Genomic DNA, 23,413 nt, shown 5'->3' on the forward strand with positions numbered 1-23,413 from the left:
TCCGGAAAACTTCAAAATGCGACAGAATTGCGAAATCCGGTTGTGACTCTTTGTCGAAATTTATCGCCCTGGCGTCGCCAATGCTGGCTTAAGCCATTTTAAATAGTGTGATAGTAAGAGGTCATCATGTCACCTCAACCCCCAATAGCATTTTCGCCGCCGCTGCACCGCTACGTGCATGGCGGCCATCGCCGTGTGGACGGCTGGCTGTCGAGCCTGGATGCCAACCTGATCGCCACGGTCGGAGTCTGGCAGAGCGCCCAGGGCGTGGCGGGGAGCGTCGGCGAGATCGGCGTCCATCACGGACGGCTGTTCATCCTGCTGGCGCTGGTGCGCCAAGCCGGTGAGCGGGCCTTCGCCATCGATCTGTTCGACGACCAGCAGTTCAACATCGACCAGTCGGGGCAAGGCGACGAGACGGCCTTCCGCGCCAACCTCGTCCGCTTCGGAATCGAACCGGCGTCGGTCGAGGTGGTCAAGGGCAACTCAACGACTCTCGCCTGGACCGGCCTCGCCGGCCGGCTGGGTCCTGCGGTCCGCCTGTTCAGCATCGACGGCGGCCACACCGCCGACATCACGCGCCACGACCTGGGCATCGCCGACGACAGTTTGGGCGATGGCGGGGTGATCGTCCTCGACGACTACTTCAACCCGGAATTCCCCGCCGTGTCCGAAGGCATGTGCCGCTTCATGGCCGAACGGCCGGGAGCCCTGGCGCCCTTCGCCATCGGCGACAACAAGCTGCTTCTGGCACGCCCAGACTGGGCGGAGCGCTACCGCGCCATGTTGGTCGGTGCGATGGCTTCGCGCCATTACGTACGCGACACCGAGTTGTTCGGGCAGCCCGTCACCGTGTTCCGCACGCCGCGGACGCCGATGCAGTTCATCCGGCAGACCGGCCTGACCCGCCGGCTTCGCTCCCATCCGCTGGGACAGGCGTTGAAGCCGATCATCCGCCGCTTCGTGCAGGGGTAAGAGACCGCCATGCGCGACGACGTGCAGGTCCGTTTTCCGGCTGAGGAGCGAAGCGCTGTTCCGGACCCTGCCGCGTCGCCGCCAGACGTCCAGCCGGAGGGTGAGCCGGACAGCGCGCCACCTCCCAGCGACTTCGCCGGTGCGCGGGATGGCTGGCTGCACTGGACGCATGGACTGGTCAATCGGCTGGTGAAGGGGGCGGACGGGTTCCTTCTGTTGCTCGCCGGCCTGGCCGCCTGGGCCACCTGGGCCACCTGGGCCGCCCAAACGGACGAGACGTCGCTTGACGACGGCCGACTGCTCATCCAGGCGGTCATTTTCACGGCCGTCACGCTTGGCGTCTATCTGCGCGCCATGACCACCATCGGCGCCTACCGTGTCGAAAACTACCGGCACTGGGGGAAGTCGCTGTTGGACGTGGTCGGAGGCCTGCTGCCGGCCGGCACCGTCCTCTCCCTGCTCGTCTGGGCCTTCTTGCCGGAGGTCGGCCCGTCGGACATGCTCGCCCTGTGGGGTGGGACGGCGCTCGCCTGTCTCGGGCTGGGCCGTGTGGTGGCGGCGCAGGGCGTGCGCCTTCTGGAGGAGCGCGGGGTGCTGCGCCGCCGGATCGTCATCCTGGGCGCGACCGACGTCGCGGAGCGGATGATCGCGCATCTGGCCCTGCCGGAACACCGGGCGAACTACAGCATCCTCGGCCTGTTCGACGACCGTGACAGCGGCCGCCGGCCCGCGTCCCTGGCCGGCCTCCCGGTGTCCGGCGACCTGACAGACTTCAAGCGCTTCCTGCCGGACAACCGCGTGGACATGGTCGTTATCGCCCTGCCCTGGCGGGCGGCGATGCGCATCCACAGCCTGCGCATGCAGCTTCAGATGATCTCCCTCGACATCCTGATTCCGCTGGACGAGGAGAGCATCCGGCTGCGGCTCGCCAACCTGCGGCACATCGGCGACATCCCGGCCCTGCTGGTGATGCGGCAGCCGCTGCGCGGCATGCAGATCATCGTGAAGCGGATCGAGGACGTCGTCGTCGCAGGCCTCGGCCTGCTCGTCGCCTCGCCCTTCATGCTGGCCGCGGCCATCGCGGTCCGCCTGGACTCGCCGGGGCCGATCATCTTCCGGCAGACCCGCGTGGGCTTCAACAACCGCCCCTTCACGATGCTGAAGTTCCGCACGATGAAGGTGGACGACAGCGACGACGGCGCCGTCGGCACCAGCCGCGACAACCCGCGGATCACCCGCGTCGGCCGCTTTCTCCGCCGGACGAGCATCGACGAGCTTCCCCAGCTCTTCAACGTGCTGGCCGGCGACATGTCGGTGGTCGGCCCGCGCGCCCATGTCCCGAACATGCGGGTCGGCAACCAGCGCTACGCCGAGGTGGCGCGCGAATACGCGGCGCGCAGCCGCGTCAAGCCGGGGATCACCGGCTGGGCCCAGATCAACGGCATGCGCGGCGGCATCCACACGGTCGAGAAGGCGCGCGTCGGGGTTGACATGGACATCCACTATATCGAGAACTGGTCGCTATGGCTCGATGCGAAAATCATCATCAGCACCGTGACCACCGGCCTGTTCGGGCGCGACGTGTTCTAGGATTCCTGGCGCTCGCCGTCGGGCTGCTGGCGGGTGGCATGGTGGGTGGCATGGCGGACGCGAAAGCGGACGGGCTGCCGGCGCGCCCCCTGCTCGTCTATCACGACAGCTGGTACGAGCGCCCGGCCACCGGCCCGGCCGCGACGACGCTGGCGACTCTCCCCGGCTACATGAATCTGGTCGCCCTGTCCTTCGTCCGGCCGGACGCCGCCTATCCCGGCCGCCTCGACCTCAAGGGGACCGGGCTGCAATACGGCTTTTCCGGCACGGTGCTGAGGGACGCCATCACGCTTCTGAAGCAGCGCCAGCCGGACACCCGCGTGCTGCTCGCCGTCGGCGGGGCCAACTACGCCAATTGGGACGCGCTGAATCTCGACGCGCTGGTGCGGCTGGTCCACGATCTCGGGGTCGACGGGATCGATCTGGATTTCGAGCCGGTGTCCCCCGGCTGCTCCGTCCGGGGGCGGGTGCGCTGCCTGTCCGACGCGGCCTGGCTGGATCTGGTCGCGCGCTTTCGCGAAGCCTTCCCGCGCCCCCTGCTGCTGACCGTGCCGGGCTGGAGCATCGGGGCGTATGGCGAGGGCGCGTTCCGGGACGCCCAGCCGCGCGGCCCCCACACCGGGTCGATCCTCAACCTGCTGCGTTCCCCGCAGGCGGCGGCGATCGACCTCGTCTCCATCATGGCCTACGAGGCCGGCCCGACCTTCGATCCCTGGCAGGCCTGGCAGGCTTACCGGCAGGTCTGGAAGGGGCCCCTCGCCCTCGGCGTCCAAGTGCCGCCGAGCCAGCTCGGCGGGCCGACCTACACGGTGCCGCTGGCGGAACAGCTCGCGCGGAACGTCGCGCAGGACCCGCAGGGCGGCATGATGCTCTACCCGCTGCTGGGGCGTCCGCCCGGCACGGTCGGTCCGGACAATCCGGACGGCCGCTTGCTGTCCCAGGCGCTGTGCCGCGGGTTGGGCCTCGACGGCTGCTCCGAGACGCTGCGCTGACAGGTCCCAAGCGGGACGACCGATGCCGCGTGCTTTTGCACAGGCACGGGGCGTCCTGACTTTCAGACGATCGCCGCGCCCCATCCCCTCACCTGCCCTCATCAAAGATATTTTCCCGGGCCGATGTATAGATTGCGAATGATTCGCATTCGTGCTTAGGAGTGGGTTGCGAGGTTTTGCGAACGGATGTCGTCCACGTCATGGCTGAAAGAGACCGGTCTTCCCTGCTGGGTCTGCTGCTCGACCATTATGAAGAGATGACCGGCCATCTGGCCCGGCGCCTGGGGTCGCTGTGCCTCGCCGAGGACGTCGTGCAGGACACCTATCTGCGGCTGCGCAGCCTGACCGCCTTGCCGGAGATCGACAACCCGCGCTCCTACCTGTACCGCATGGCCGACAACATCGCGCTCGACCGGATGCGTGCGGAGACCCGCCGGGGGCGGCGCTTCGCCCCGGCGGAACTGGGGTTCGACCGTCCGCTGGACGAGCCGGATGCCGAGGCGACACTGGAGCACAAGCAGCGGCTGGAACGGTTGAGCCGGGCGCTGGACGAACTGCCGCCGCGCTGCCGCGAGGTGTTTCTGCTTCACAAGTTCGACGGGCTGAGCCATGCCGACATCGCCGCGCGCCTCGGCATCTCGCGCAGCATGGTGGAGAAGCATGTCATGAAGGCCCTGGCCCACTGCCGCGACCGGCTGGCGCTCTGATGGAGCGCGAGCGCGATCAAGCGGACTTACCGGACGACCCGCGGGACGCCGCACTGGCGTGGTTCGTGCGTCTGGAATCCGGCGACGCCGACGCGGCGGACCGCCGGGCCTTTCACGCCTGGCTGGCGCGGGACCCGGCCCACCGCCACGAATACGACCGGCTGGCCGGGCTGTGGGGCGATCTGGACCGGGTTGCCGATCCGCGCAAGGAACGCCGTGCCGCGCCGACGCGGCGCCGTTTCCTGGCGTTCGGCGCCGTCGGCGGGGCGGCGGCCTGCGCCGCGGCGCTGGGCGGAGCGGTCGTCCTGACCGGCTGGCCGGCCGACCTGAAGACCGGAATCGGCGAGCGGCGGACGGTGGCGCTGGACGACGGGTCGGTCCTCACCCTGGACGCCGACAGCGCGGTGGCCGTCGCCTTCACCGCCGGAGAACGGCGCGTCCGTTTGACCGAGGGGCGGGCGCATTTCCTCACCGCTCCCGACCCGGAGCGTCCCTTCGTCGTCGCCTGCGCCAATGGGCGCGTCTCCACCGCCGACGCCAGCTTCGTGGTGCACCGCTGCCTGGACTCCGTGGTGGTGGCGGTGGAATCCGGAACGGCCAGCCTGACCACCGGGATGGAGCCTCCCCTTCCCGTCGCCACCGGGCAAAGCCGGTCCTACGGCCCCGAGGGTCCCGGCCCGTTGTTGAGCCAGGGCGTGGCGGTGGAGAACGCGTGGCGGCACGGCCGGCTGGTCTTCCAGGGACAGCCGCTCGACGCGGTGATCGCCGATCTCAACCGCTACCACCCCGCCCGCATCGTGCTGTGGGACCGACCGCTCGCCGGTCTGCGCTTCGACGGCAGCGTGGACATCAGCCGGCCGGACGCCGCCTTGAACGCCATTCTCCGCACGCTCCCCTTGCGCACGCTGCGTCCTGTTCCCGGCCTGGTCATCATCCGTTCCGTCTAGCCGGTTCGTATCAAATTTTTTCCAAATCAAGGTGAGGTGGTCGCCACCGGACAGCGTCGTGACTTGCATACGCGAAAATGCAACTCATTCGCAAAATGACGGGGTCTCGGTGATGATCGATGTTGGGGGGCGCCTGCTGCGGGGGCAGACGGCGCGCGGGAACAAGGTGTGGGGAAACAAGGTGCGCACCGGTTGGGCTCCGGCGTTGCTGGGCATGCTGCTGGCATCGACCGCGCTGCACGGCGCCATGGCGGCGCCCGTGACGCCCCATGATGCGCCTGTGCAGGTGGCCCAGCAGGGCCGGACCGTCAACTTCGCCATCGCCGCCGGCCCGCTGCCGGGCGTGCTCGCCGCCTACGGGCAGGCCACCGGCCTTCAGGTGCTCTACCCCTCCGACATCGCGCAGGGCGTCTCCTCGCCCGGTGTGACGGGCACGCTGGCGCCCCAGGACGCGCTGATCCGCCTGCTGACCGGCACCGGCCTGATCGCGCGCTTCGTCGATACCGACACGGTGACGCTGGAGAAGCTGCCGGCCCAGGCCGGCGGTGCGGCGGTGCTCGACCCGGTGACTGTTCAGGGCGGCATCTCCGGCGATCCGGGCCGCAGCGAGGGCACCGGCTCCTACACCACCGGCTCGACCAACAGCGCCACCAAGCTGAACCTGTCCCCGCGCGAGACGCCGCAGTCGGTCAGCGTAATGACCCGCCAGCGCATGGACGATCAGGGGCTGAACGAGATCCGCGACGTCCTTGACCAAACGGTCGGCGTGGCGCGGATGCAGGCCGGCGCGCTGGGCAGCGACGGCTCCGAAGTCTTCTCGCGCGGTTTCGCGGTGAGGAATTATCAGGTGGACGGCATTCCGCGCTCGACCGTGTACGGCTTCGACGACTCCATCTCCGACATGGCGCTGTTCGACCGCGTCGAGGTGGTGCGCGGGGCGACCGGCCTGCTGAACGGCGTCGGCGACCCCTCCGCCGCGGTCAATCTCGTCCGCAAGCGTCCGACCTCGATGGTCCAGGGCTATGCCGAGGGGCAGATCGGCTCCTGGAGCCGCTACCGCGGGGAGGCCGACCTGTCGGGTCCTCTGACCGAGAACGGCCGCCTGCGCGGGCGCGTCGTTGGCGCCTACCAGGACAACGACAGCTTCATCGACCGCCTGCACGAGCGCAAGAAGGTGCTCTACGGCATCCTGGAAGCCGACATCACCGAGGACACGACCTGGAGCGTCGGCGTCGAGTACCAGAAGCACCGCTCCGACGACGCCTCGCGCGCCGGCTTTCCGCTGTTCTACGCCGACGGGACGAAGACGAACTTCTCCCGCTCTTACAACAGCGGCGCCAACTGGGCGTACTTTATGCACGACAACCTGACCGTCTTCAGCGACCTGAAGCACCGCTTCGGGAACGGCTGGACGGCGACGCTGAACGTGGAGCGCAACAACCGCGAATATGACGGCCTGCTCGGCTACGCCGTGCGCGGCAACCTGAACCGAGACGGTTCGGGCATGGGGATCTGGCCGGGCCGCTGGAACTCGGACCTGGAGCAGACCTCGGTCAATGCCGACGTCAGCGGCCCCTTCGAGCTGTTCGGCCGGCAGCACGAGCTGATGGCGGGCGTCGGCGGCTACTACGCCAAGCGCAAGGGGCTTGATTACCCGCTCTGGTACATCACCGGGTACGATTACTCGATCCCCAACTACTTCACCTGGAACGGCAACATCGCCCAGCCGACGCTCAACCCGACCGGCTGGTCGCAGACCGACGAGCGGCAGATGGCCGCATACGCCGCGACCCGGCTGCGCCCGACCGACACCCTGTCGTTCATCTTCGGCAGCCGCATCAGCCGCTGGTCGCAGGAGGAGAAGAGCCACCCGAACACCGGCGTGGCGACCATGAACAAGCGGTCCGAGAACGGCGTGCTCACGCCCTACGCCGGCATCGTCTACGACGTGACCGACATCTGGTCGGTCTACGCCAGCTACACCAGCATCTTCAAGCCGCAGGACTACAAGGACGTCAGCGGCCAGACCCTCGACCCGCTCGACGGCAACGCCTACGAGGCCGGCGTGAAGGCCGAGTTCTTTGGCGGCCAGTTGAACGCCAGCGCCGCCGTGTTCCTGATTCAGCAGGACAATCTGGGCGAGGTCGATCCCGGCCGCTTCACCCCCGACGGCGGGCAGGCCTACCGCGCGGTCAAGGGTGCGGAGAGCAAGGGCTTCGAGCTGGAGGTGGCCGGCGAGGTGATGACCGGCTGGCAGGTCGGCGGCGGCTACAGCCGCACCACGGTCAAGAACGCCAACGGCCAGCGGATGATGACCTACGTCCCGCGCGACATGGTCAAGCTGTTCACCACCTACCGCCTGCCGGGCGCCTGGGATCGCCTGACCGTCGGCGGCAACTTCCGCTGGGAAGGCGCCATCTACAATGGGACCGGTGCCCGGCGGTACGACCGTGACGGCTACGCAGTGGTCGATCTGATGACGCGCTATCAGTTCACGGACAAGGTCTCGGCCACGCTGAACCTCAACAACCTGTTCGACGAGAAGTACCTGACCAGCATCCAGAACAACGGCTATTACGGCGAGCCGCGCAACGTCCTGCTGTCCCTGCGGGCGACGTGGTGATGACGGCGCGGCGGTCGGCGGCCTCCAACTCCCGGCGCGGTGTCCGCCGCGGCCTCGCCGCCGCCGCGCTGGTCCTCGGCGGGCTGGCCTCCGCCGCCCTGCTGCGCCCCAGCGACCCCTCCGCCTCGGCGGAGGTGGCGGTGGTCGGCCGCGGGACGGTCGAGGACACGGTGACGGCGCTCGGTAAGATCCAGCCGCGCGCCTACGTCGATGTCGGCGCCCAGGTGTCCGGCCAGTTGACGCGTCTGCATGTGGCGGTCGGGCAGATGGTCCGCGAGGGCGATCTGCTGGCCGAGATCGACCCCGCCCTGCAACAGGCCAAGGTCGAGGCCGGGCGCGCCGAGCGCGCCCGCCTCACCGCCCTTCTGGCCGAGCAGCGGGCGCGCGCCGACTTCGCCGAGGCCCAGCTTGCCCGTCAGGCGGCGTTGCGGCGCAGCGGGTCGGGGCGCGGCGAGGCCTACGACCAGGCCCGCATGGAGGCGCGCATCGCCGCCGCCCAGGTCGAGGCCACCCAAGCGCAGATCCGCCAGACGGACTCGACCCTCCAGGCCGACGAGGCGCAGCTCGGCTACACCCGCATCTACGCGCCAATGAGCGGCACGCTGATTGCGGTGGACGCCCGCCAGGGCCAGACCATCAACTCCGCCTACGAGGCGCCGGTCCTGATGCGGATCGCCGACCTGTCGACGATGACCGTGTGGACCCAGGTGTCGGAAGCCGACGTGACGCGGCTGACGGACGGCATGCCGATCTACTTCACCACGCTCGGCCATCCGGGGCGGCGCTGGACCGCGCGCCTGCATGAGATTCTGCCAGCACCGCCGAAGCCACCCGCCGCGGGGAATGGCGGCTCGTCCGCGTCCGGGGGCGGCGGGGCCGCCAACAGCGTCGTGCTCTACACCGCGCTGTTCGAAATCGCCAACGACCGGGGGGAACTGCGCCCGGACATGACCGCCCAGGTCTTCTTCGTGGCCGCCGCGGCCAAGGATGCCGTCACCGTGCCGGTCGCCGCCCTGACCCTGGCCGCCTTGACACCGTCCGACGAGGCGGCGGAACGGCACCGCGTGACGCTGATCGGCAGCGGCGGCGCCATCGAGACGCGCGAGGTCCGCGTCGGGGTGCGTGACCGCTTCAACGCCCAGATCCTGGAGGGGCTCGCCGAAGGCGAGCGGATCGTGGTGAGCTGGAAAACCGACGACGGCCGCCCGCCCAAGATCGGATTCCGGCTATGAGCGGCCCGCTTCTCGTCCTGGAGGACATCCGCAAGACCTACATCAGCGGTGGCGGCCTGGCGGTCCAGGTGCTGCGCGGCGTCTCCCTGACCGTCGAGGCGGGGGAGTTCGTCGCCATCGTCGGCAGCTCCGGCTCCGGAAAATCGACGCTGATGAACATCCTCGGCGGGCTCGACCGTCCGACCTCCGGGCGCTACCGCGTCGACGGGCGCGACGTGACGGCGCTGGAGGGCGACGAGCGGGCGGCGCTGCGGCGGGACGGGTTCGGCTTCGTCTTCCAGCACTACCATCTGATCCCCGGCACGACGGCGCAGGAGAATGTCGAGATGCCGGGCCGCTACGCGGGCTTGCCCGCCGCGCTGCGCGAAGGCCGCGCCGTGGAGTTGCTGGGCCGCCTGGGGCTGGAGGAGCGGCGCCATCACCGCCCCAACCAGCTTTCGGGCGGCCAGCAACAGCGCGTGTCGATCGCGCGGGCGCTGATGAACGACGCCCCGGTGATCCTGGCCGACGAGCCGACCGGTGCTTTGGACAGCGCCAGCGGGGCGGAGGTGGTGGCGCTGCTGCGGGAGCTGTCCGCCGCCGGCCGTACGGTGATCCTCATCACCCACGACCGCAAGGTGGCGGAGGCCGCCGGCCGGGTGATCGAAATGCGCGACGGCCGCATCGTCACCGACAGCGGCCGCCCGGCTCCGTCACCGGCGGAACCCTCCCCTGCCCCGGCGGAGCGCGAGGCCGCCGGCGCCTCCCTGTGGACCGACGCCGGGGAAGCCCTGTCGGCGGCATTGCGGTCGCTGGGGGCCAACGGCTTCCGCACGGCGCTGACCCTGCTCGGCATCGTCATCGGCGTGGCGTCCGTGATCGCCCTGCTCGCCATCGGCGAGGGCGCCAAACAGGCGGTGATGGCGCGGGTCGGCGCGCTGGGGGTGAATCTGGTCTTCGTCGTGGCGGGCAGCGGTGATCCCCGCCTGCCGGTCACGCCGCTGACCGAGGCGGACGGCGAAGCCATCCTGCAATTGCCCAACGTCGAGAGCGTGATGCCCTACCTCGACACGCCGGTGATGGTCCGCCACGGCAACATCGACCACCGCACCGAAGGGCTGGCGACCTCGGCGTCGCTGCCGCTGACCCACCGCTGGCCGGTCGCCCGGGGGGCTTTCTTCACGCGTGCCGACGAACGGGCCGGGGCGGCGGTGGCGGTTCTCGGCCACCGCGTCGCCGAACGGCTGTTTCCGCGCGGGGAGTCGCCGTTGGGCAAGCATGTGCTGGTGAACAACATTCCCTTCCTGGTGACCGGCGTGATGGCGCGGAAGGGCGACCTGACCGGCAACCAGAGCACCGACGACTGGGTGTTCGTGCCGCTGTCCACGGGCGTGCAACGGCTGATCGGCAAGCCGGACCTGGAGTTGATCCTCGTCTCGGTGCACGACGTGGCGCGGATCGGGCAGACCCGCAACGCCATCAAGGCCCTGCTCTCCGAGCGTCACGGCCAGGAGGATTTCCAGATCCACGACGGGACCGCGCGCATCCAGGCGGCGGCGGAGACCCAGGACACCATGACGCTGCTGCTCGGCTGCGCCGCGGTCATCACGCTGCTGGTCGGCGGTATCGGGGTCATGAACATCATGCTGGTCAGCGTGACCGAGCGGACCCGCGAGATCGGCATCCGCATGGCCGTCGGCGCCCGCGCCGCCGACATCGAGCGGCAGTTCCTGATGGAGGCGGCTCTGGTGGCGGGATTGGGCGGATTGGTCGGTGTCGCGCTGGGGCTGGCCGGCGGCGCGGTCATCGGGCTGCTGGCGATGCCGGTGGTCTTCACCGTGACCGCGATCGCCGGGGCGGCGGCCTCCGCCGTGCTGACCGGCATGGTCTTCGGCCTGATCCCCGCCCGCCGGGCGGCGCGGCTCGACCCGGTGGTGGCGCTGGCGAGCGACTAGGTTCTGCCGCCGAGCGCGGAGTGCAGACACCGTCTGCGCCGTCAACCCATTCTGGTCGGTCATTCCGTGGATTTACCCCACCGACCCGCATTTTGGCGGTAAGTATCAGATAGTCGGATGGATGAAACGCCGGAGACGTCTCTTTCGCGATTATGAAGCCCACATTGACGTCTCCGGCGGCATGAAACAGCTCGCTATGGCGAGCCTGCCACTGAACAGGTTGTCAAACCGTCTCTGAGCGAAGGGGTTCGGGCCGAGCAGCGCAAGCTGATCAAATACAGCCACTTGGCTTTCAATCTTCTGAACTTCGCACGCGTTCCCACCCCCCTGCTCCAGGCCGCCGTCAGACGGCCGCCGTCACCACCACCTCGATCAGGATCGACGGGTCGCCCAGGTCGGCGACGCCGATGGTGGCGCGGGCCGGCAGGTCGTCGCCGTTCAGCCACTCCAGCCACGCGGCGTTCATGGCGTCCTTGGCCTTCATGTCGGTGATGAAGAGCTGGGCGGACAGCAGCTTCGTCTTGTCCGTGCCGGCCATGGCAAGCACGGCGTCCAGCTTCCTGCAGATCTGGGCGGTCTGCTCCTGCATGCCGACGCTGACGTCGTCGGCGATGATGCCGCCGAGGAAGGCGATGCCGTTGCTGACGACGACGCGGTGCATGATCTTGGTCTTCTCAATGCGCTTGATCACGAGAACTCTCCCGGTTTTGGTTGGTATCGGTGGGGTTGTTGGTCAAGGGGTGCTTTGTCAGGGAGTGACAGTGAAATCGACGTATTTGGCGGCGATGCGGGCCAGCGTGCCGTCCTGCACGACCGACGCGATGGCGGCGTCGAAGGCGGCCTTGAGGTCCGCGTCCTCCTTGCGCAGGCCGACGCCCACGCCGGGGCCGAACACCTCGGCGTCGACCAGCGGCTTGCCGACGAGCTGGAGCGACTTCGAGGCGTCGGCCTTCACCCAGTCGGACGCGGTGGCGCCGGTGGTGATGGCGGCGTCGATGCGCCCGCTCTTCAGGTCGGCCAGCAGGTTCGACGCGGTGTCGTAGTTCTTCAGCGAGACGGTCTTGCCGAAGTGCTTCTCGACGTAGCGGTAATGGGTGGTCGAGGTCTGGGCGCCGACCGACTTGCCGGCCAGGGTGGCCTCGGTTCCGTCGATGCCGCCGCCTGTGGCCGCCACGAAATAGGCCGGCACGACCATGTAGGGGGCGGAGAAGGCGATGGCCTTCGCGCGCTCCGGCGTGATGTTCATGGTCGCCATGATCGCGTCGTAACGGCGCGACAGCAGGCCGGGGATGATGCCGTCCCAATCCTGGGCGACCACGGTGCAGCGCCGCTTCATGCGCTCGCACAGCGCGTTTGCCAGCTCCACCTCCAGCCCGCCGAGCGTGCCGTCGGGGGCGGTCATGTTGAAGGGCGGGTAGGCGCCCTCCGTCGCGATGCGCAGGGGCGGGCCGTCGGCGCGCGAGTCCGAGGGGACGGCCACCACGAGGGCGCACAGGCTCATCGCCAGCCCGAGGGCCAGACGTTTCATGGAAAACTCCGGTTTGGTAAGTCGGTAGGAGCCGATCAAAGGGCCGCGATCACCTGGATCTCGACCAGCAGGTCGGGGTCGGCGAGCTTGGCCTCGACGGTCGCGCGGGCCGGGGCGTTGGCGCGGTCCACCCAGGCGTCCCAGGCGGCGTTCATCGCCGCGAAGCCGGCCATGTCGGCGAGATAGACGGTGGCGGTGAGCAGCCGGCTCTTGTCCGTGCCGGCGCGCTCCAGCAGAACGTCGATCTGGCGCAGCACGTCGCGGGTCTGCGCCGTCACGTCGTGGGTCACGCCGCCCATGGCCTCGAAATCGGCGATCTGGCCGCACAGATAGACGGTGCTGTTGTGAACGACCATCTCGCTCATCCGGGGGCCGCAATCGAAACGCTGAATCGTCAAAACGTGGGTCTCCTGAAAAGGCCGCTCCGCCACACGGCGGTCACGCGGCGGCCGCCGTGTGGCGGAATCGCTGGATGCGGAAGGCGTCGATGGGCAGGTCGCTCGCCCCGCGGGTGATCAGGTCGGCGGTGATCCGCCCGACGATGGGGCCGAGCTGGAAGCCGTGGGCGGAGAAGCCGAAGGCGTGGAACACCCCCTCCTCCGTGCCGCTGGGGCCGATCACCGGGATATCGTCGGGCATCCGCGCCTCGATCCCCGCCCAGGAGCGGACGATGGTGGCGCTGCGCATGATCGGGAACAGGTCCCACACCGTGCGGGCGTTGGTGCTGACCTTGGCGAAGTCCAGGTCCGTCCGGTTCTCGTCGCGGTAGGCCCGGCCCAGGAGCCCGCCGCCGATCAGCACCGTCCCGTTGGGAAACTGCTTGAAGGACAGGGTGCGGCCCGTCGCCCCGACCACCGGCTTCAGGAAGGGCGGCACGCGGGCGGTGATCATCAGCATGGGCGCGATGACCTCCAGCGGCACCGGCTCGCCGAGTTGGGCGGCCAGCCGGTCGGCCCAGGCCCCGGCGCAATTGACCAGGACCGGCGCCTCGTGCGCCACGCCGTCCGCCGTCTCCACCCGCCAGTTGCGGCCCGAGCGGGCGACCCGCGCCACCGCCGCCCCCTCGTGGAAGCGCGCACCCAGACTCTCCGCCTTGCGCTTGAAGGCAAAGGTCGTGCGGTAGGGGATGGCCGCCCCGTCGCGTCGCGACACCAGGGCGCCGAGGCAATGCTCGGCGATGGACGGGACGAGGCGGCGCAGCTCCGCCTGATCCACCACCTCCTCGTGCGTGAAGCCGAGCGCTGTGAGCTGGGCCGCCCGCTCCCGACAGGACTCAAGCTCCGCCTCGGTCTCCGCGACCTTGAGCTGGCCGTGGCTTTCGAAGCCGCAATCGTCGTCCACGAGGTCGCGGATGCCGTGCCACAGCGCCATCGAGGCGACGGACAGCGGCACCTCCGCGGCGTGGCGGCCGAGCTGGCGCACCCCGCCGGCGTTCACGCCAGAGGCGTGGCGGCCGATGTGGTCCTTCTCCAACACCAATGCCCGGACCCCGCGCATGGCGAGGTGCAGCGCGGTGGAGCAGCCGTGCAGGCCGCCCCCGACGATGATGACGTCCGGCTCCGACATGGCGTCCCCCTGCCCCGTCAGTGGTGCATCACGGCGGCCACCTCGTCCTCGGCCTTGGGCAGCGAGGCGAGTTCGGCCAGCGTGATCGGCTTCACCGGCGGGCGCAGCCGGTAGTAGCCGACCTCCGCCGGGGAGACGCCGCGGGCGTCGGCGATGACCTCGACCACGGTCGGGCCGCACAGCCGCCCCTGGCATGGCCCCATGCCGCAGCGCAGGAAGGACTTGGTCTGGTTCGGCCCGCTGACGCCCAGCTTCACGGCGTCGCGCACCTGCCCCGCCGTCACCTCCTCGCAGCGGCAGACGATGGTGTCGTCGGCAGGGACGCGGAAGTCCTTGCCCGGCCGGTAGAGCGCGTCGAGGAAGTCGCGGCCGCGCAGCGCCCGGTCCAGCGCCTCGCGGTGCGGGGCGGCGTCGCGGTCGCGGGTGGCGCGGTCGATGGCGCCCAGCCGGTGCAGGGCGTCCAGCGCCGTCAGCCGGCCGCGGTGCTCCGCCGCCAGCGCGCCGCCGATGCCGGCCCCGTCGCCGGCGATGGCGACTCCCGCCACCGACGTGGCGCCCCAGCCGTCGACGTCCGGCACCCAGCAGCGCTGCGCCTCGTCCCAGGACTGGGCGCAGCCGATGGCGTTGGCGAGGTTGATGTTGGGGATCACCCCGTGATGCAGCAGGAGCGTGTCGGCCGGAAGTCGCTGCTCCGCCCCGTCACCCTGGCGATAAACGACCGACTGCACGCGCCCGTCGCCCTCGGCGCGCAGGGCCGAGACGTTGCCGATCACCTTGACCTTACGCCGGACCTCCAGAAGCAGCTTCAGCCCCTTGCCGACATAGCCGGAGCGGGCGAAGGCCGGCAGGAGCGGCATGGCCTGCCGCCAGTTCTCCCGCGGCGTGGTGTCGAGGATCGCGTCGATGCGCGCGCCGGCCCGCAGATATTGCCAGGCGAGCAGCCAGAGCAGCGGCCCGCTGCCGGCCATGACCACGCCGCCCGAGGCCACGAGGCCGGAGGTCTTCAGCAGGATCTGCGCCGCCCCCGCCCCCATCACGCCGGGCAGCGTCCAGCCGGGAACCGGGAAGGGCCGCTCCAGCGCGCCGGTCGCCAGGATGACGTGCCGCGCCGGCAGGATGCGCGCCGCACCGTCGCGCGACAGGCCGATGTCGAGCGTGCGCGAGACGCTCCACACCGCGGTGCCGGGCAGGTAATCGGCGCCGCTGTCGCGGAACGGCCCGACCAGATCGGCGCCGTGCCAGTAGTCGGTCCCGAGGACGCTGGGATTCTTCACCGGCGAGCGGGTGATGGCGCGGTAGATCTGGCCGCCGGGGGCCGCCTGCTCGTCCAGCAGGACGGTGGACAGGCCGCGCCGGGCGGCCAGCGTGGCGGCGGTGAGGCCGGCCGGGCCGGCGCCGATCACCGCCAGATCGTAACGAGGCTTCAGGTCGGTCACCGGTCGATCTCCCGCTTGCCGTTCTGGGTCTCAACCCGCATTCCGGGGCGGACGCGGATCTGGCAGCCCTGCTGGTTGCCGGTGCCGTCGATGGTCACCAGACAGTCGAAGCACACGCCCATCATGCAGTAGGGGCCGCGCGGCGCGCCGGACACCGGGGTGGTCCGGCAGGCACCGACCCCGTTGGCGATCAGGGCGGCGGCGACGCTGTCGCCGGACAGCGCCTCGGCCGGGCGGCCGTCGATGGTGAAGGAGACGCGCTCTCCGCCCGCGTCAGGCAACCGCTGGAACATGGAACCTCCGGGCGCTGAAGGCCGAGAATTCGTCGGGCAGGGTGCCGGCGGCTATGTGCGGCGCCAGCGCCAGCGCGTGGTTGGCGGCGAGCGTCACGCCGCTGTGGCAGGTGGCGACGAAGGCGCCGGGCATGGTGGTGGACTGCTCGTAGATCGGGAAGCCGTCCGGGGTCAGCACGCGCAGCGCCGCCCAGGTCCGCACCACGTTCAGCTTGCCGAGCAGCGGGAAGATGCGCAGCGCGCGGTCGGCGATGGTCGAGGTGACGCCGTTGCGCACCGTGGTGTCGAGCCCGACATCCTCGAAGCTGTCGCCGATCATCACCCCGCCCTCGTCGGTCTGGCGGATGAAGCCGACCGGGAAGTTCAGGAAGGGGGCGGTCTTCTCCGTCACGATGATGTGCCCGCGCTCCGGCCGCACCGGGGCGTCCAGCCCGACCATGGGGGCCAGCCGTCGCGCGTCGTGGCCGGCGGCAATGACCACCTTGCCCGACCGCACCTCGTCCCCCGAGGCGGTGACCATGCGGAATCCGCCGTCGCGCGGCTCGATCCGCTCCACCCGGTGGTGCGGCAGGTAGGAGACCCCGGACAGGCTCATCCCGCTGTGCAGCGCGCGCAGCAGCTTCAGCGAATTGCAATGGCCGTCGAGCGGGCAATAGCTCGCCCCGACCACGTCCTTGCCAATGAAGGGCATCTCCTTCGCCACGGCGGCGCGGTCCATCATCTCGTAGTCGTAGCGGACGACGTTCGGCTGGTTGTGCAGGCGGCGCAGCTGGCCAGCGCGCTGCTCCATCTCCTCCTCCGACAGCAGGGGCAGGAAGCCACCCGGCCGGCGGTAGCACACGTCGATCCCGGTCTGCTCCTGAAGCCGCTCGGCGAAGCCGGTCCAGCTGTCGGAGGACATCTTGGTCCAGCCGGCGTATTCCGGCAGCCCCAGCCCCTTGCCCTGCACCCAGACCAGGGCGAAGTTGCCGCGCGACGGGCGGACAGCGACGTCGCCCTCGTCGAGGACGGCGACCGTCTGCCCCTGCTGGGCGAGGCCCCAGGCGATGGCCGACCCGACCAGCCCGCCGCCGATCACGGCGACGTCGCAGTCGGACCTCGTTAACTCGGTCATGGTGACGCTCACTCCTGTCCGCGGCCGACCAGCAGCCGCTCAAGCCCGTAGAGCCGGTCGAGCACCAGCATCGCCGCCACCGTCATGAAGATCAGCGAGGCGGACACCGCGGCGACCAGAGGGTCGATGTTGTCCTGGATGTAGAGGAAGAGACGCACCGGCAGCGTCGTCGTCTCGGGCGAGGCGATGAAGACGGTCATCGTCACCTCGTCGAAGCTGTTGATGAAGGCCAGAACCCAGCCGCTCGCCACGCCCGGCAGGATCAGCGGCAGCGTCACCCGCCGGAAGGTCGTCCAGGAGGTGGCGCCGAGCGAGGCCGCGGCGTTCTCGATGGAGCGGTCCATGCCGGTGGAGGCCGCCAGGATCAGCCGCAGCGCGAAGGGCAGGATGATGACCACGTGGCTAAGCACCAGCCCGGCGAAGGTGCCGCCCAGCCCGATCTGCGTGAAGAAGCGCAGGAAGGCGATGCCCAGCACGATGTGCGGCACCATCAGCGGCGACAGGAACAGCGCCGTGATCGCTTCGCGCCCCGGGAACTGGTGGCGGGCGATGGCCAGCGCCGCCGGGACCGAGAAGGCCACCGCGATGGTGGAGCTGACCGCCCCCAGCAGCAGGCTGTCGCGGAAGGCGCGCGCGAATTCCGGGTTGTCGCCGATGGCCTTGAACCAGCGCAGCGACAGCCCCTCGGTCGGCAGCGACAGATAGCCCTGCGAGGTGAAGGCGACCACGCAGACGACCAGGATCGGCGCCAGCAGGAAGGCCAGGAACAGCGTGTGGAAGACCAGGGCGACGGGGCCGTTGCGGTTCATTCGAACACCTGCTTGTAGCGACGTTCGACCAGCCGGTTGCAGCCGACGATGATCACGATGTTGGCGAGCAGCAGAAGAATCGCGATGGCGGCGCCCAGCGGCCAGTTCAGCGTGTTCAGGAACTCGTCGTAGGCCAGCGTCGCCGCCACCTTCAGCCGCCGCCCGCCGATGATCGCCGGGGTGGCGAAGGCGCTGGCGGCCAGCGCGAAGACGATGATCGAGCCCGACAGGATGCCCGGCACGACCTGCGGCAGCACCACCCGGCGCAGCACGGTGAAGGGCTTGGCGCCCAGCGACAGCGCGGCGTTCTCGACCTGCGGGTCCAGCCGCTGCAGCGACGCCCAGACCGACAGCACCATGAAGGGCACCAGCACATGCGTCAGCGCGATGATGACGCCGGTCTCCGTGTACATGAACTCGATCGGCGTCGCGATCAGCCCGACCGCCATCAGCGCCGTGTTGATGATGCCGGTGGAACCGAACAGCAGCGCCCAGCCGAGCGTGCGCGACACCACCGAGATCAGCAGCGGTCCCAGAACGACCAGCAGGCACAGGCCGCGCCAGGGCGACCGCATGCGGCGCAGGATGTAGGCCTCCGGCGCGCCGAGCATGGCGCAGAGCAGAGTAACCACCACGGCGATGCGGAAGGTGCGCAGGAAGATCTCGTGGAAATAGTCGTCGGTGACGATGTCGATGTAGTTGCCGAGCTGCCAGACGTCCTCGATGCCCGTGTAGAATCCGAAGCTGTTCAGCGACAGCAGCCCGGTCATGACCAGCGGCACCAGCAGCAGCACGGCGAACAGCGCCAGCGCCGGCAGGCTGAGCAGGTAAGGCGCCAGCGGGCGCCGTTCCGGCCGCGGCGGCGGGGCATCAGCCGCCGTGTCCGTGCCCGGAGAGACGATCATTGATTTATGAGCGTCCACGGCGGTCATGCCTCACCCGCCATCACGCGCATGTCCTCCGCGCGCCAGCCGACCATGACCGGCTCGTTCTCCGCCGGCAGGGTCTGGCCGTCGTGCTGGCGGATCACCGTCAGGTCGCCGGCCTCCGTGCGGATTTCGAACAGCCATTGGGTGCCCTGGAAGACCCGCGCCCGGACGAGGCCGGGCACGCCGGCGCCGTCCACGAAGCGGACCTTCTCCGGCCGCACGGTCAGCAGGCCCGGACCGTCCGGCAGCTCCGCCGCCACCGGCCACGCCGTTCCGGCGACGTCGATGCGCCGCCCGGCGCCGTCGCGGCGCACCGTGCCCTGGAGCAGGTTGGTGCGGCCGAGGAAGTTGGCGACGAAGGCGCTGGCTGGGTTGTCGTAGGCGTCCTGTGGGGCGGCGACCTGCTCGACCCGGCCCTTGTTCATGATGACCACCCGGTCGGACAGGGCCATGGCCTCCGCTTGGTCGTGGGTGACGAGGATCATGGTGGTGCCGACGCTGCGCTGGATGCGCCGCAGCTCGATCTGCATCTCCTCGCGCATCTTGGCGTCGAGGTTGGACAGCGGCTCGTCGAGCAGCAGCAGGCTCGGCTTGATGACCATGGCGCGGGCCAACGCCACGCGCTGCTGCTGGCCGCCGGACATGCGCCGCGGGTAGCGATCGCCGAAGGCCCCCAGCCCGACGAGTTGGAGGGCGTCGCGCACCATCCGGTCGCGGTCGGCGCGCGGGATGCCGCGCATCTCCAGCCCGAAGGCGACGTTCTCCGCCGCCGTCATGTGGGGGAACAGGGCGTAGCTCTGGAAGACGATGCCGAGCCCGCGCTCGTTGGGCTTCTTGGCCAGCAGGTCGGCGCCGTCCAGCGTGACCCGCCCGGCGCTGGGGTCGAGGAAGCCGGCGATCATCTGGAGCGTCGTGGTCTTGCCGCAGCCCGACGGGCCGAGCAGCGAGACCAGTTCCCCCTTCTCCACCGTCAGGGACATGTTGTCGACGGCGACCCAGGGGCCGAACCGCTTGGTCAGCCGGTCGAGGACAAGGTAAGGCATGGCGTCGTCTCCCACCAAAGAGCCTGGAAAACTCCGGCCCGCCGCGGGTGCGGGCCGGAAGCGGCGGTCAGCGCTCGATCTCGCGGGTCCAGCGCTTGTTCCAGGCCTCGCGGTTGGCGTTGATGGTGTCCCAGTCGACCACCAGCAGCTTGCCCATCTGCTCGGGGCCGTAGGGGATTCCCACCTGCTGGTCGGCGGTCAGGGTGACCGTCTTGTTGACCGGGCCGAAGCCGGCGCCGGTTGCCATCACGGTCTGCACCTCGGGCGACAGCATGTGCTGGATGAACTGCTGGGCTTCCGCCGCCTGCTTGCTGCCGGTGATGGCGCAGGCCGCCGAGGCCAGCACGACGCCACCCTCCTTCGGGTAGACGAAAGCGGCGGGGAAGCCGGTGTCGGCCAGCGCCTTTGCGCGGCCCGAGCCCCAGACGGCGACGGTGGCCTGCCCGCTCTGGAACAGCTCGGTCATCTTGCCCGGCGACGGCTCGTAGGCGAGCACGTTCGGGTTCACCTTGTCCTTGAAGGCCTTGAAGCCGGGATCGATGTTCTTCTCGCCGCCGCCGTCGAGCCGCGCCATCATCACCAGCGCGTGCAGGCCGTAGCTGTTGTTGATCGGCGGGACGACCAGCTTCTTGCGGAACTTGGCGTCCTCGATGTCCTTCCAGGAGGCGGGGGCGGCCCAGCCGTTCTCGTCGAAGACCTTCTTGTTGTAGACAATGCCGGTGCCGACCGCGCCGACGCTGACCGCCTTGCCCGAGGGGATCTTCGCCAGATCGTAGAGATCGTCGTAGACCGGCGCCTTGGCGATGTCGGCGCAGAATCCCAGCGCCACCGCCTGGTACATCGGACCGTCGTCCAGGATCACCACGTCGATCTGCTGGTTGCCCTTCTGGGCCTGGAGCTTGGCGAGGTTGTCGGTGGAATTGCCGGCGACATACTCGATCTTCACGCCCGTCTTGCTCTCGAAGGCCGGGATGATGTCCTTGCGCATGGTCTGCTCGAAGGACCCGCCATAGGCGGCGACATACAGGGTCTTCTGCTGCGCCTGCGCGGCGCCACACCCCAGGGCGGCGGTTGCCATCAGGCCGTACACCAACGCTCGCATCTGTCCCTCTCCTGTTCCGGTTCATTTCGCCGCGGTTGCGCGTTTTGTCGCACCAACGGAGCGTCGCGCCCCTCTGGCATAATCGTCAAATCGAATTGTTTGTGGCGTCTATAACTGAATGTTATACTGCAACGCATCGGACACCTTTGGGCCACTCTTGAATGCTGAATCCGCGCCAGATCGAGGCGTTCCGCGCCGTCATGCTGACCGGCGGAATCACCGCGGCGGCGGAGTTGTTGAACATCTCGCAGCCGGCGGTCAGCCGCCTGATCGCCGACCTGCAATACGCGCTGAAGCTGACGCTGTTCGAGCGGCGCGGCTCGCGCATCGCGCCGACCAGCGAGGCCATGTCGCTGTACCAGGAGGTGGAGCGGTCCTTCGTCGGGCTGGAGCGGATCGAGCAGGCGGCGCGCGACCTCCAGGAGCGCCGGGCGGGCACGCTGCGGGTGGCGGCCATGCCGGCGATGGCCATCGGCTTCCTGCCGCGCTTCGTCGCCCGCTTTCTTGAGGAGCGGCCGCGGGTGGATGTGTCGCTGTGGGGCAGCAGTTCCCCCCAGGTGCTCGATTGGGTGGCCGCCGGCCAGTGCGAATTGGGCTTCGGCCAGTCGGCGGTGGAGCACGCGACGGTGCTGTGCGAACGGATGCCCAGGGTGCGGGCGGTCGCCGTGGTGCCGAGCAACCACCCGCTGGCCGCGCGCAAGCGGCTCGTCCCGGAGGATTTCGCGGGCGAGGCCTTCATCGCGCTCGGCGCCGCCACGCTGATGCGCTATTCCGTCGACGCGATGTTCGCCGAGCACGGCGTCGCCCGGACCATGCGGGTGGAGACGCAACTCACCATGATCGCCTGCGCCATGGTCGCCGCCGGGGCGGGAATCTCGATCGTCGATCCCTTCACGGCGCAGGAGTATGCGGGGCGCGGCGTCGCCATCCGCCCCTTCGAGCCGGCCATCACCTTCGAAATGGTGGTTCTGCATTCGGCGCAGCGGTCGCTGTCCACCCTCGCGCAGGATTTCCTGGGGGGGTTCCGCGACGCCGTCGCCACCTTCCGCCTGCCCGAGCAGGACTGATTCCGGTTCAGCCCCCGGATTCAGCCGCGTGTGTGGAAATGACTGAGGAAGGCGCGGGTGGCCTCCTGCTGTGGCCGGTCGATGACGTCGCGCGCCGGCCCCTCCTCCACGATCACGCCGTCGCGCATGAAGATCACGCGGTCGGCAACCTCGCGGGCGAAGGCGATCTCGTGGGTGACGATGATCATCGTCATGCCCTCGGCGGCGAGGTCGCGCATCACCCCCAGCACCTCCGACACAAGCTCCGGGTCAAGGGCGGAGGTCGCCTCGTCGAACAGCATCACCTCCGGCTCCATGGCGAGCGCGCGGGCGATGGCGACGCGCTGCTTCTGCCCGCCGGACAGCCGGTCCGGGTAGGCGTCGGCCTTGTCGGCCAGCCCGACCTTGGCGAGCAGCCGGCGCCCGATCGCCTCGGCCTGCGCCTTCGGCATCTTCTTGGCGGAGACCGGCCCCTCCATCACGTTGCCGAGCACGGTCATGTGCGGGAACAGGTTGAAGTGCTGGAACACCATCCCGGTGTTGGAGCGGAACTTCGCCTGCGCCTTGGGCTTCGGCAGCGCCTTGCCCGTCTCGAAGTCGAAGGCGTCGTCGCCGATGCGGATGCGGCCGCCGTTCGGCACCACCAGCAGATTCAGGCAGCGCAGCAGCGTGGACTTGCCCGATCCGGAGGGGCCGATCAGCGCCACGACGGCGCCGGGATCGACCTTCAGGGTGATGTCGCGCAGGACGACCAGCTCGCCGAATTGCTTCCTCAGCCCGGCGACTTCGATCTTGGGGGTGCTCATGGAACGGGGCCTCTCGCGTTGGATCGCCGGGGGAGCGTCAATGGTCCGGACCTCAATGACCCGTCTGGAGCTGCTTCTCGCCCCGCTTCACGATGGCCGTCAGGGGAACCAGCACGACGAAGTAGATCAGCGCGACGATGGTGTAGACCTCCAGCGGGCGGAAGGTGTCCGTCGCGGCGACCTGCCCCTGGTAGAGAAGGTCGGGCACCGCCACCACCGAGACCAGCGAGGTGTTCTTGAACTGGATGATCGACTGGTTCATCAGCGGCGGGATCATGCGCTTGATCGCCTGGGGCAGCACGATGCGCCGCATCACCTTGGCCGGCGTCAGGCCGAGCGCCAGCCCGGCCTCCGTTTGCCCCGCCTCGATCGAGACCACGCCGCCGCGGATCACCTCCGCGTAGAAGGAACCGCCGTAGAGCGACAGGGTGAGGACGGAGGCCGTCACCGCGTCGATCTGGATGCCGGTCAGCATCGGCAGCGCGTAGTAGAACCACAGCAGCTGCACCAGCAGGGGCGTGCAGCGGAACAGCTCGATGTAGGCCCAGGAGATCCAGCGCAGCACCGCGAAGCGCGAGAGCTGGGCCAGCCCGCCGACCAGCCCGAGCAGCAGGCCCAGCACGACGACGGCGGCCGTCAGGCCGATGGTGACCAGCGTGCCGTTGAGGAACAGCCAGCGGTATCCCCAGAGCATCTCGAAGTTGAAGGTGTACATGGCGGGCCTGCTTGCAAAACTTCGGA

Annotated in this window: 22 protein-coding genes; 9 read left to right on the forward strand and 13 right to left on the reverse strand. The window is 69.4% G+C overall.

Annotated features, from left to right (window positions below; genetic code table 11):
- Positions 1–126: 126 nt before the first annotated feature.
- The 8 genes from H1Q64_RS23820 to H1Q64_RS23855 all read left to right on the forward strand — a co-directional run bounded on the left by H1Q64_RS23820 (position 127) and on the right by H1Q64_RS23855 (position 11,000).
- A complete protein-coding gene (locus H1Q64_RS23820) occupies positions 127–975 on the forward strand; it encodes a class I SAM-dependent methyltransferase (protein ID WP_237907013.1) in 849 nt (282 codons plus the stop codon).
- A 9-nt stretch (positions 976–984) separates the two neighbouring features.
- Complete coding sequence (locus tag H1Q64_RS23825; protein WP_237907014.1) at positions 985–2,565, forward strand: exopolysaccharide biosynthesis polyprenyl glycosylphosphotransferase; 1,581 nt, start codon at positions 985–987, stop codon at positions 2,563–2,565.
- A gap of 50 nt (positions 2,566–2,615) precedes the next feature.
- Positions 2,616–3,557 (forward strand): glycosyl hydrolase family 18 protein, encoded by a 942-nt coding sequence (locus H1Q64_RS23830; protein WP_237907015.1) that lies wholly within the window; start codon positions 2,616–2,618, stop codon positions 3,555–3,557.
- A 200-nt stretch (positions 3,558–3,757) separates the two neighbouring features.
- The gene (locus H1Q64_RS23835) at positions 3,758–4,264 is read left to right on the forward strand and encodes a sigma-70 family RNA polymerase sigma factor (RefSeq protein WP_237907016.1); all 507 of its coding nucleotides are present in this window, start codon (positions 3,758–3,760) and stop codon (positions 4,262–4,264) included.
- A complete protein-coding gene (locus H1Q64_RS23840) occupies positions 4,264–5,211 on the forward strand; it encodes a FecR family protein (RefSeq protein WP_237907017.1) in 948 nt (315 codons plus the stop codon). The genes H1Q64_RS23835 and H1Q64_RS23840 overlap by 1 nt, the downstream gene beginning before the upstream one ends.
- A 112-nt stretch (positions 5,212–5,323) precedes the next feature.
- Entirely contained in the window at positions 5,324–7,834 is a 2,511-nt protein-coding gene (locus tag H1Q64_RS23845) for a TonB-dependent siderophore receptor (protein WP_237907018.1), read from the forward strand.
- Positions 7,834–9,066 (forward strand): efflux RND transporter periplasmic adaptor subunit, encoded by a 1,233-nt coding sequence (locus H1Q64_RS23850; RefSeq protein ID WP_237907019.1) that lies wholly within the window; start codon positions 7,834–7,836, stop codon positions 9,064–9,066. Before H1Q64_RS23845 ends, H1Q64_RS23850 begins: the two co-directional genes overlap by 1 nt.
- Positions 9,063–11,000, forward strand: coding sequence for a MacB family efflux pump subunit (locus H1Q64_RS23855; RefSeq protein WP_237907020.1), 1,938 nt, complete (start codon positions 9,063–9,065; stop codon positions 10,998–11,000). The genes H1Q64_RS23850 and H1Q64_RS23855 overlap by 4 nt, the downstream gene beginning before the upstream one ends.
- Before the next feature lie 343 nt (positions 11,001–11,343).
- Here the strand turns inward: H1Q64_RS23855 and H1Q64_RS23860 are convergent, their stop codons facing one another.
- The 11 genes from H1Q64_RS23860 to H1Q64_RS23910 form a co-directional block, all read right to left on the reverse strand.
- Positions 11,344–11,691, reverse strand: coding sequence for a RidA family protein (locus H1Q64_RS23860; protein WP_237907021.1), 348 nt, complete (start codon positions 11,689–11,691; stop codon positions 11,344–11,346).
- A 57-nt stretch (positions 11,692–11,748) separates the two neighbouring features.
- Positions 11,749–12,528 (reverse strand): transporter substrate-binding domain-containing protein, encoded by a 780-nt coding sequence (locus H1Q64_RS23865; RefSeq protein ID WP_237907022.1) that lies wholly within the window; start codon positions 12,526–12,528, stop codon positions 11,749–11,751.
- Between the two features lie 35 nt (positions 12,529–12,563).
- Positions 12,564–12,926, reverse strand: coding sequence for a RidA family protein (locus tag H1Q64_RS23870; RefSeq protein ID WP_237907023.1), 363 nt, complete (start codon positions 12,924–12,926; stop codon positions 12,564–12,566).
- A gap of 40 nt (positions 12,927–12,966) precedes the next feature.
- Positions 12,967–14,094: an NAD(P)/FAD-dependent oxidoreductase gene (locus H1Q64_RS23875; protein WP_237907024.1), complete on the reverse strand. Its 1,128-nt coding sequence runs from the start codon at positions 14,092–14,094 to the stop codon at positions 12,967–12,969.
- 17 nt (positions 14,095–14,111) lie between these two features.
- Complete coding sequence (locus H1Q64_RS23880; protein WP_237907181.1) at positions 14,112–15,521, reverse strand: NAD(P)/FAD-dependent oxidoreductase; 1,410 nt, start codon at positions 15,519–15,521, stop codon at positions 14,112–14,114.
- Positions 15,522–15,526: 5 nt separating this feature from the next.
- On the reverse strand, positions 15,527–15,823 hold the full coding sequence (locus tag H1Q64_RS23885) for a (2Fe-2S)-binding protein (protein ID WP_035681439.1): 297 nt from the start codon (positions 15,821–15,823) through the stop codon (positions 15,527–15,529).
- Positions 15,804–16,937 carry an NAD(P)/FAD-dependent oxidoreductase gene (locus H1Q64_RS23890; RefSeq protein WP_237907025.1) on the reverse strand — a complete coding sequence of 378 codons (1,134 nt, stop codon included), beginning with the start codon at positions 16,935–16,937 and terminating at the stop codon, positions 15,804–15,806. Before H1Q64_RS23890 ends, H1Q64_RS23885 begins: the two co-directional genes overlap by 20 nt.
- An 8-nt stretch (positions 16,938–16,945) precedes the next feature.
- Positions 16,946–17,746 (reverse strand): ABC transporter permease, encoded by an 801-nt coding sequence (locus tag H1Q64_RS23895; protein WP_237907026.1) that lies wholly within the window; start codon positions 17,744–17,746, stop codon positions 16,946–16,948.
- Positions 17,743–18,651 carry an ABC transporter permease gene (locus tag H1Q64_RS23900; RefSeq protein ID WP_237907027.1) on the reverse strand — a complete coding sequence of 303 codons (909 nt, stop codon included), beginning with the start codon at positions 18,649–18,651 and terminating at the stop codon, positions 17,743–17,745. The genes H1Q64_RS23895 and H1Q64_RS23900 overlap by 4 nt, the downstream gene beginning before the upstream one ends.
- 23 nt (positions 18,652–18,674) lie before the next feature.
- Positions 18,675–19,718 (reverse strand): ABC transporter ATP-binding protein, encoded by a 1,044-nt coding sequence (locus tag H1Q64_RS23905; protein WP_237907028.1) that lies wholly within the window; start codon positions 19,716–19,718, stop codon positions 18,675–18,677.
- A gap of 67 nt (positions 19,719–19,785) precedes the next feature.
- Positions 19,786–20,820, reverse strand: a complete 1,035-nt coding sequence (locus H1Q64_RS23910; RefSeq protein ID WP_237907029.1) for an ABC transporter substrate-binding protein — start codon at positions 20,818–20,820, stop codon at positions 19,786–19,788.
- A gap of 161 nt (positions 20,821–20,981) precedes the next feature.
- On the opposite strand from H1Q64_RS23910, the gene H1Q64_RS23915 reads away from it, so the two are divergent.
- Positions 20,982–21,887 carry a LysR substrate-binding domain-containing protein gene (locus H1Q64_RS23915; RefSeq protein WP_237907030.1) on the forward strand — a complete coding sequence of 302 codons (906 nt, stop codon included), beginning with the start codon at positions 20,982–20,984 and terminating at the stop codon, positions 21,885–21,887.
- Positions 21,888–21,907: 20 nt separating this feature from the next.
- Here H1Q64_RS23915 and H1Q64_RS23920 read toward each other — a convergent pair whose 3' ends face one another.
- Complete coding sequence (locus tag H1Q64_RS23920) at positions 21,908–22,672, reverse strand: amino acid ABC transporter ATP-binding protein (RefSeq protein ID WP_237907031.1); 765 nt, start codon at positions 22,670–22,672, stop codon at positions 21,908–21,910.
- Positions 22,673–22,724: 52 nt separating this feature from the next.
- Positions 22,725–23,387, reverse strand: coding sequence for an amino acid ABC transporter permease (locus tag H1Q64_RS23925; protein ID WP_237907032.1), 663 nt, complete (start codon positions 23,385–23,387; stop codon positions 22,725–22,727).
- Between the last annotated feature and the right edge of the window lie 26 nt (positions 23,388–23,413).

Source organism: Azospirillum brasilense (genome assembly GCF_022023855.1).
GTDB lineage: Bacteria > Pseudomonadota > Alphaproteobacteria > Azospirillales > Azospirillaceae > Azospirillum > Azospirillum brasilense_F.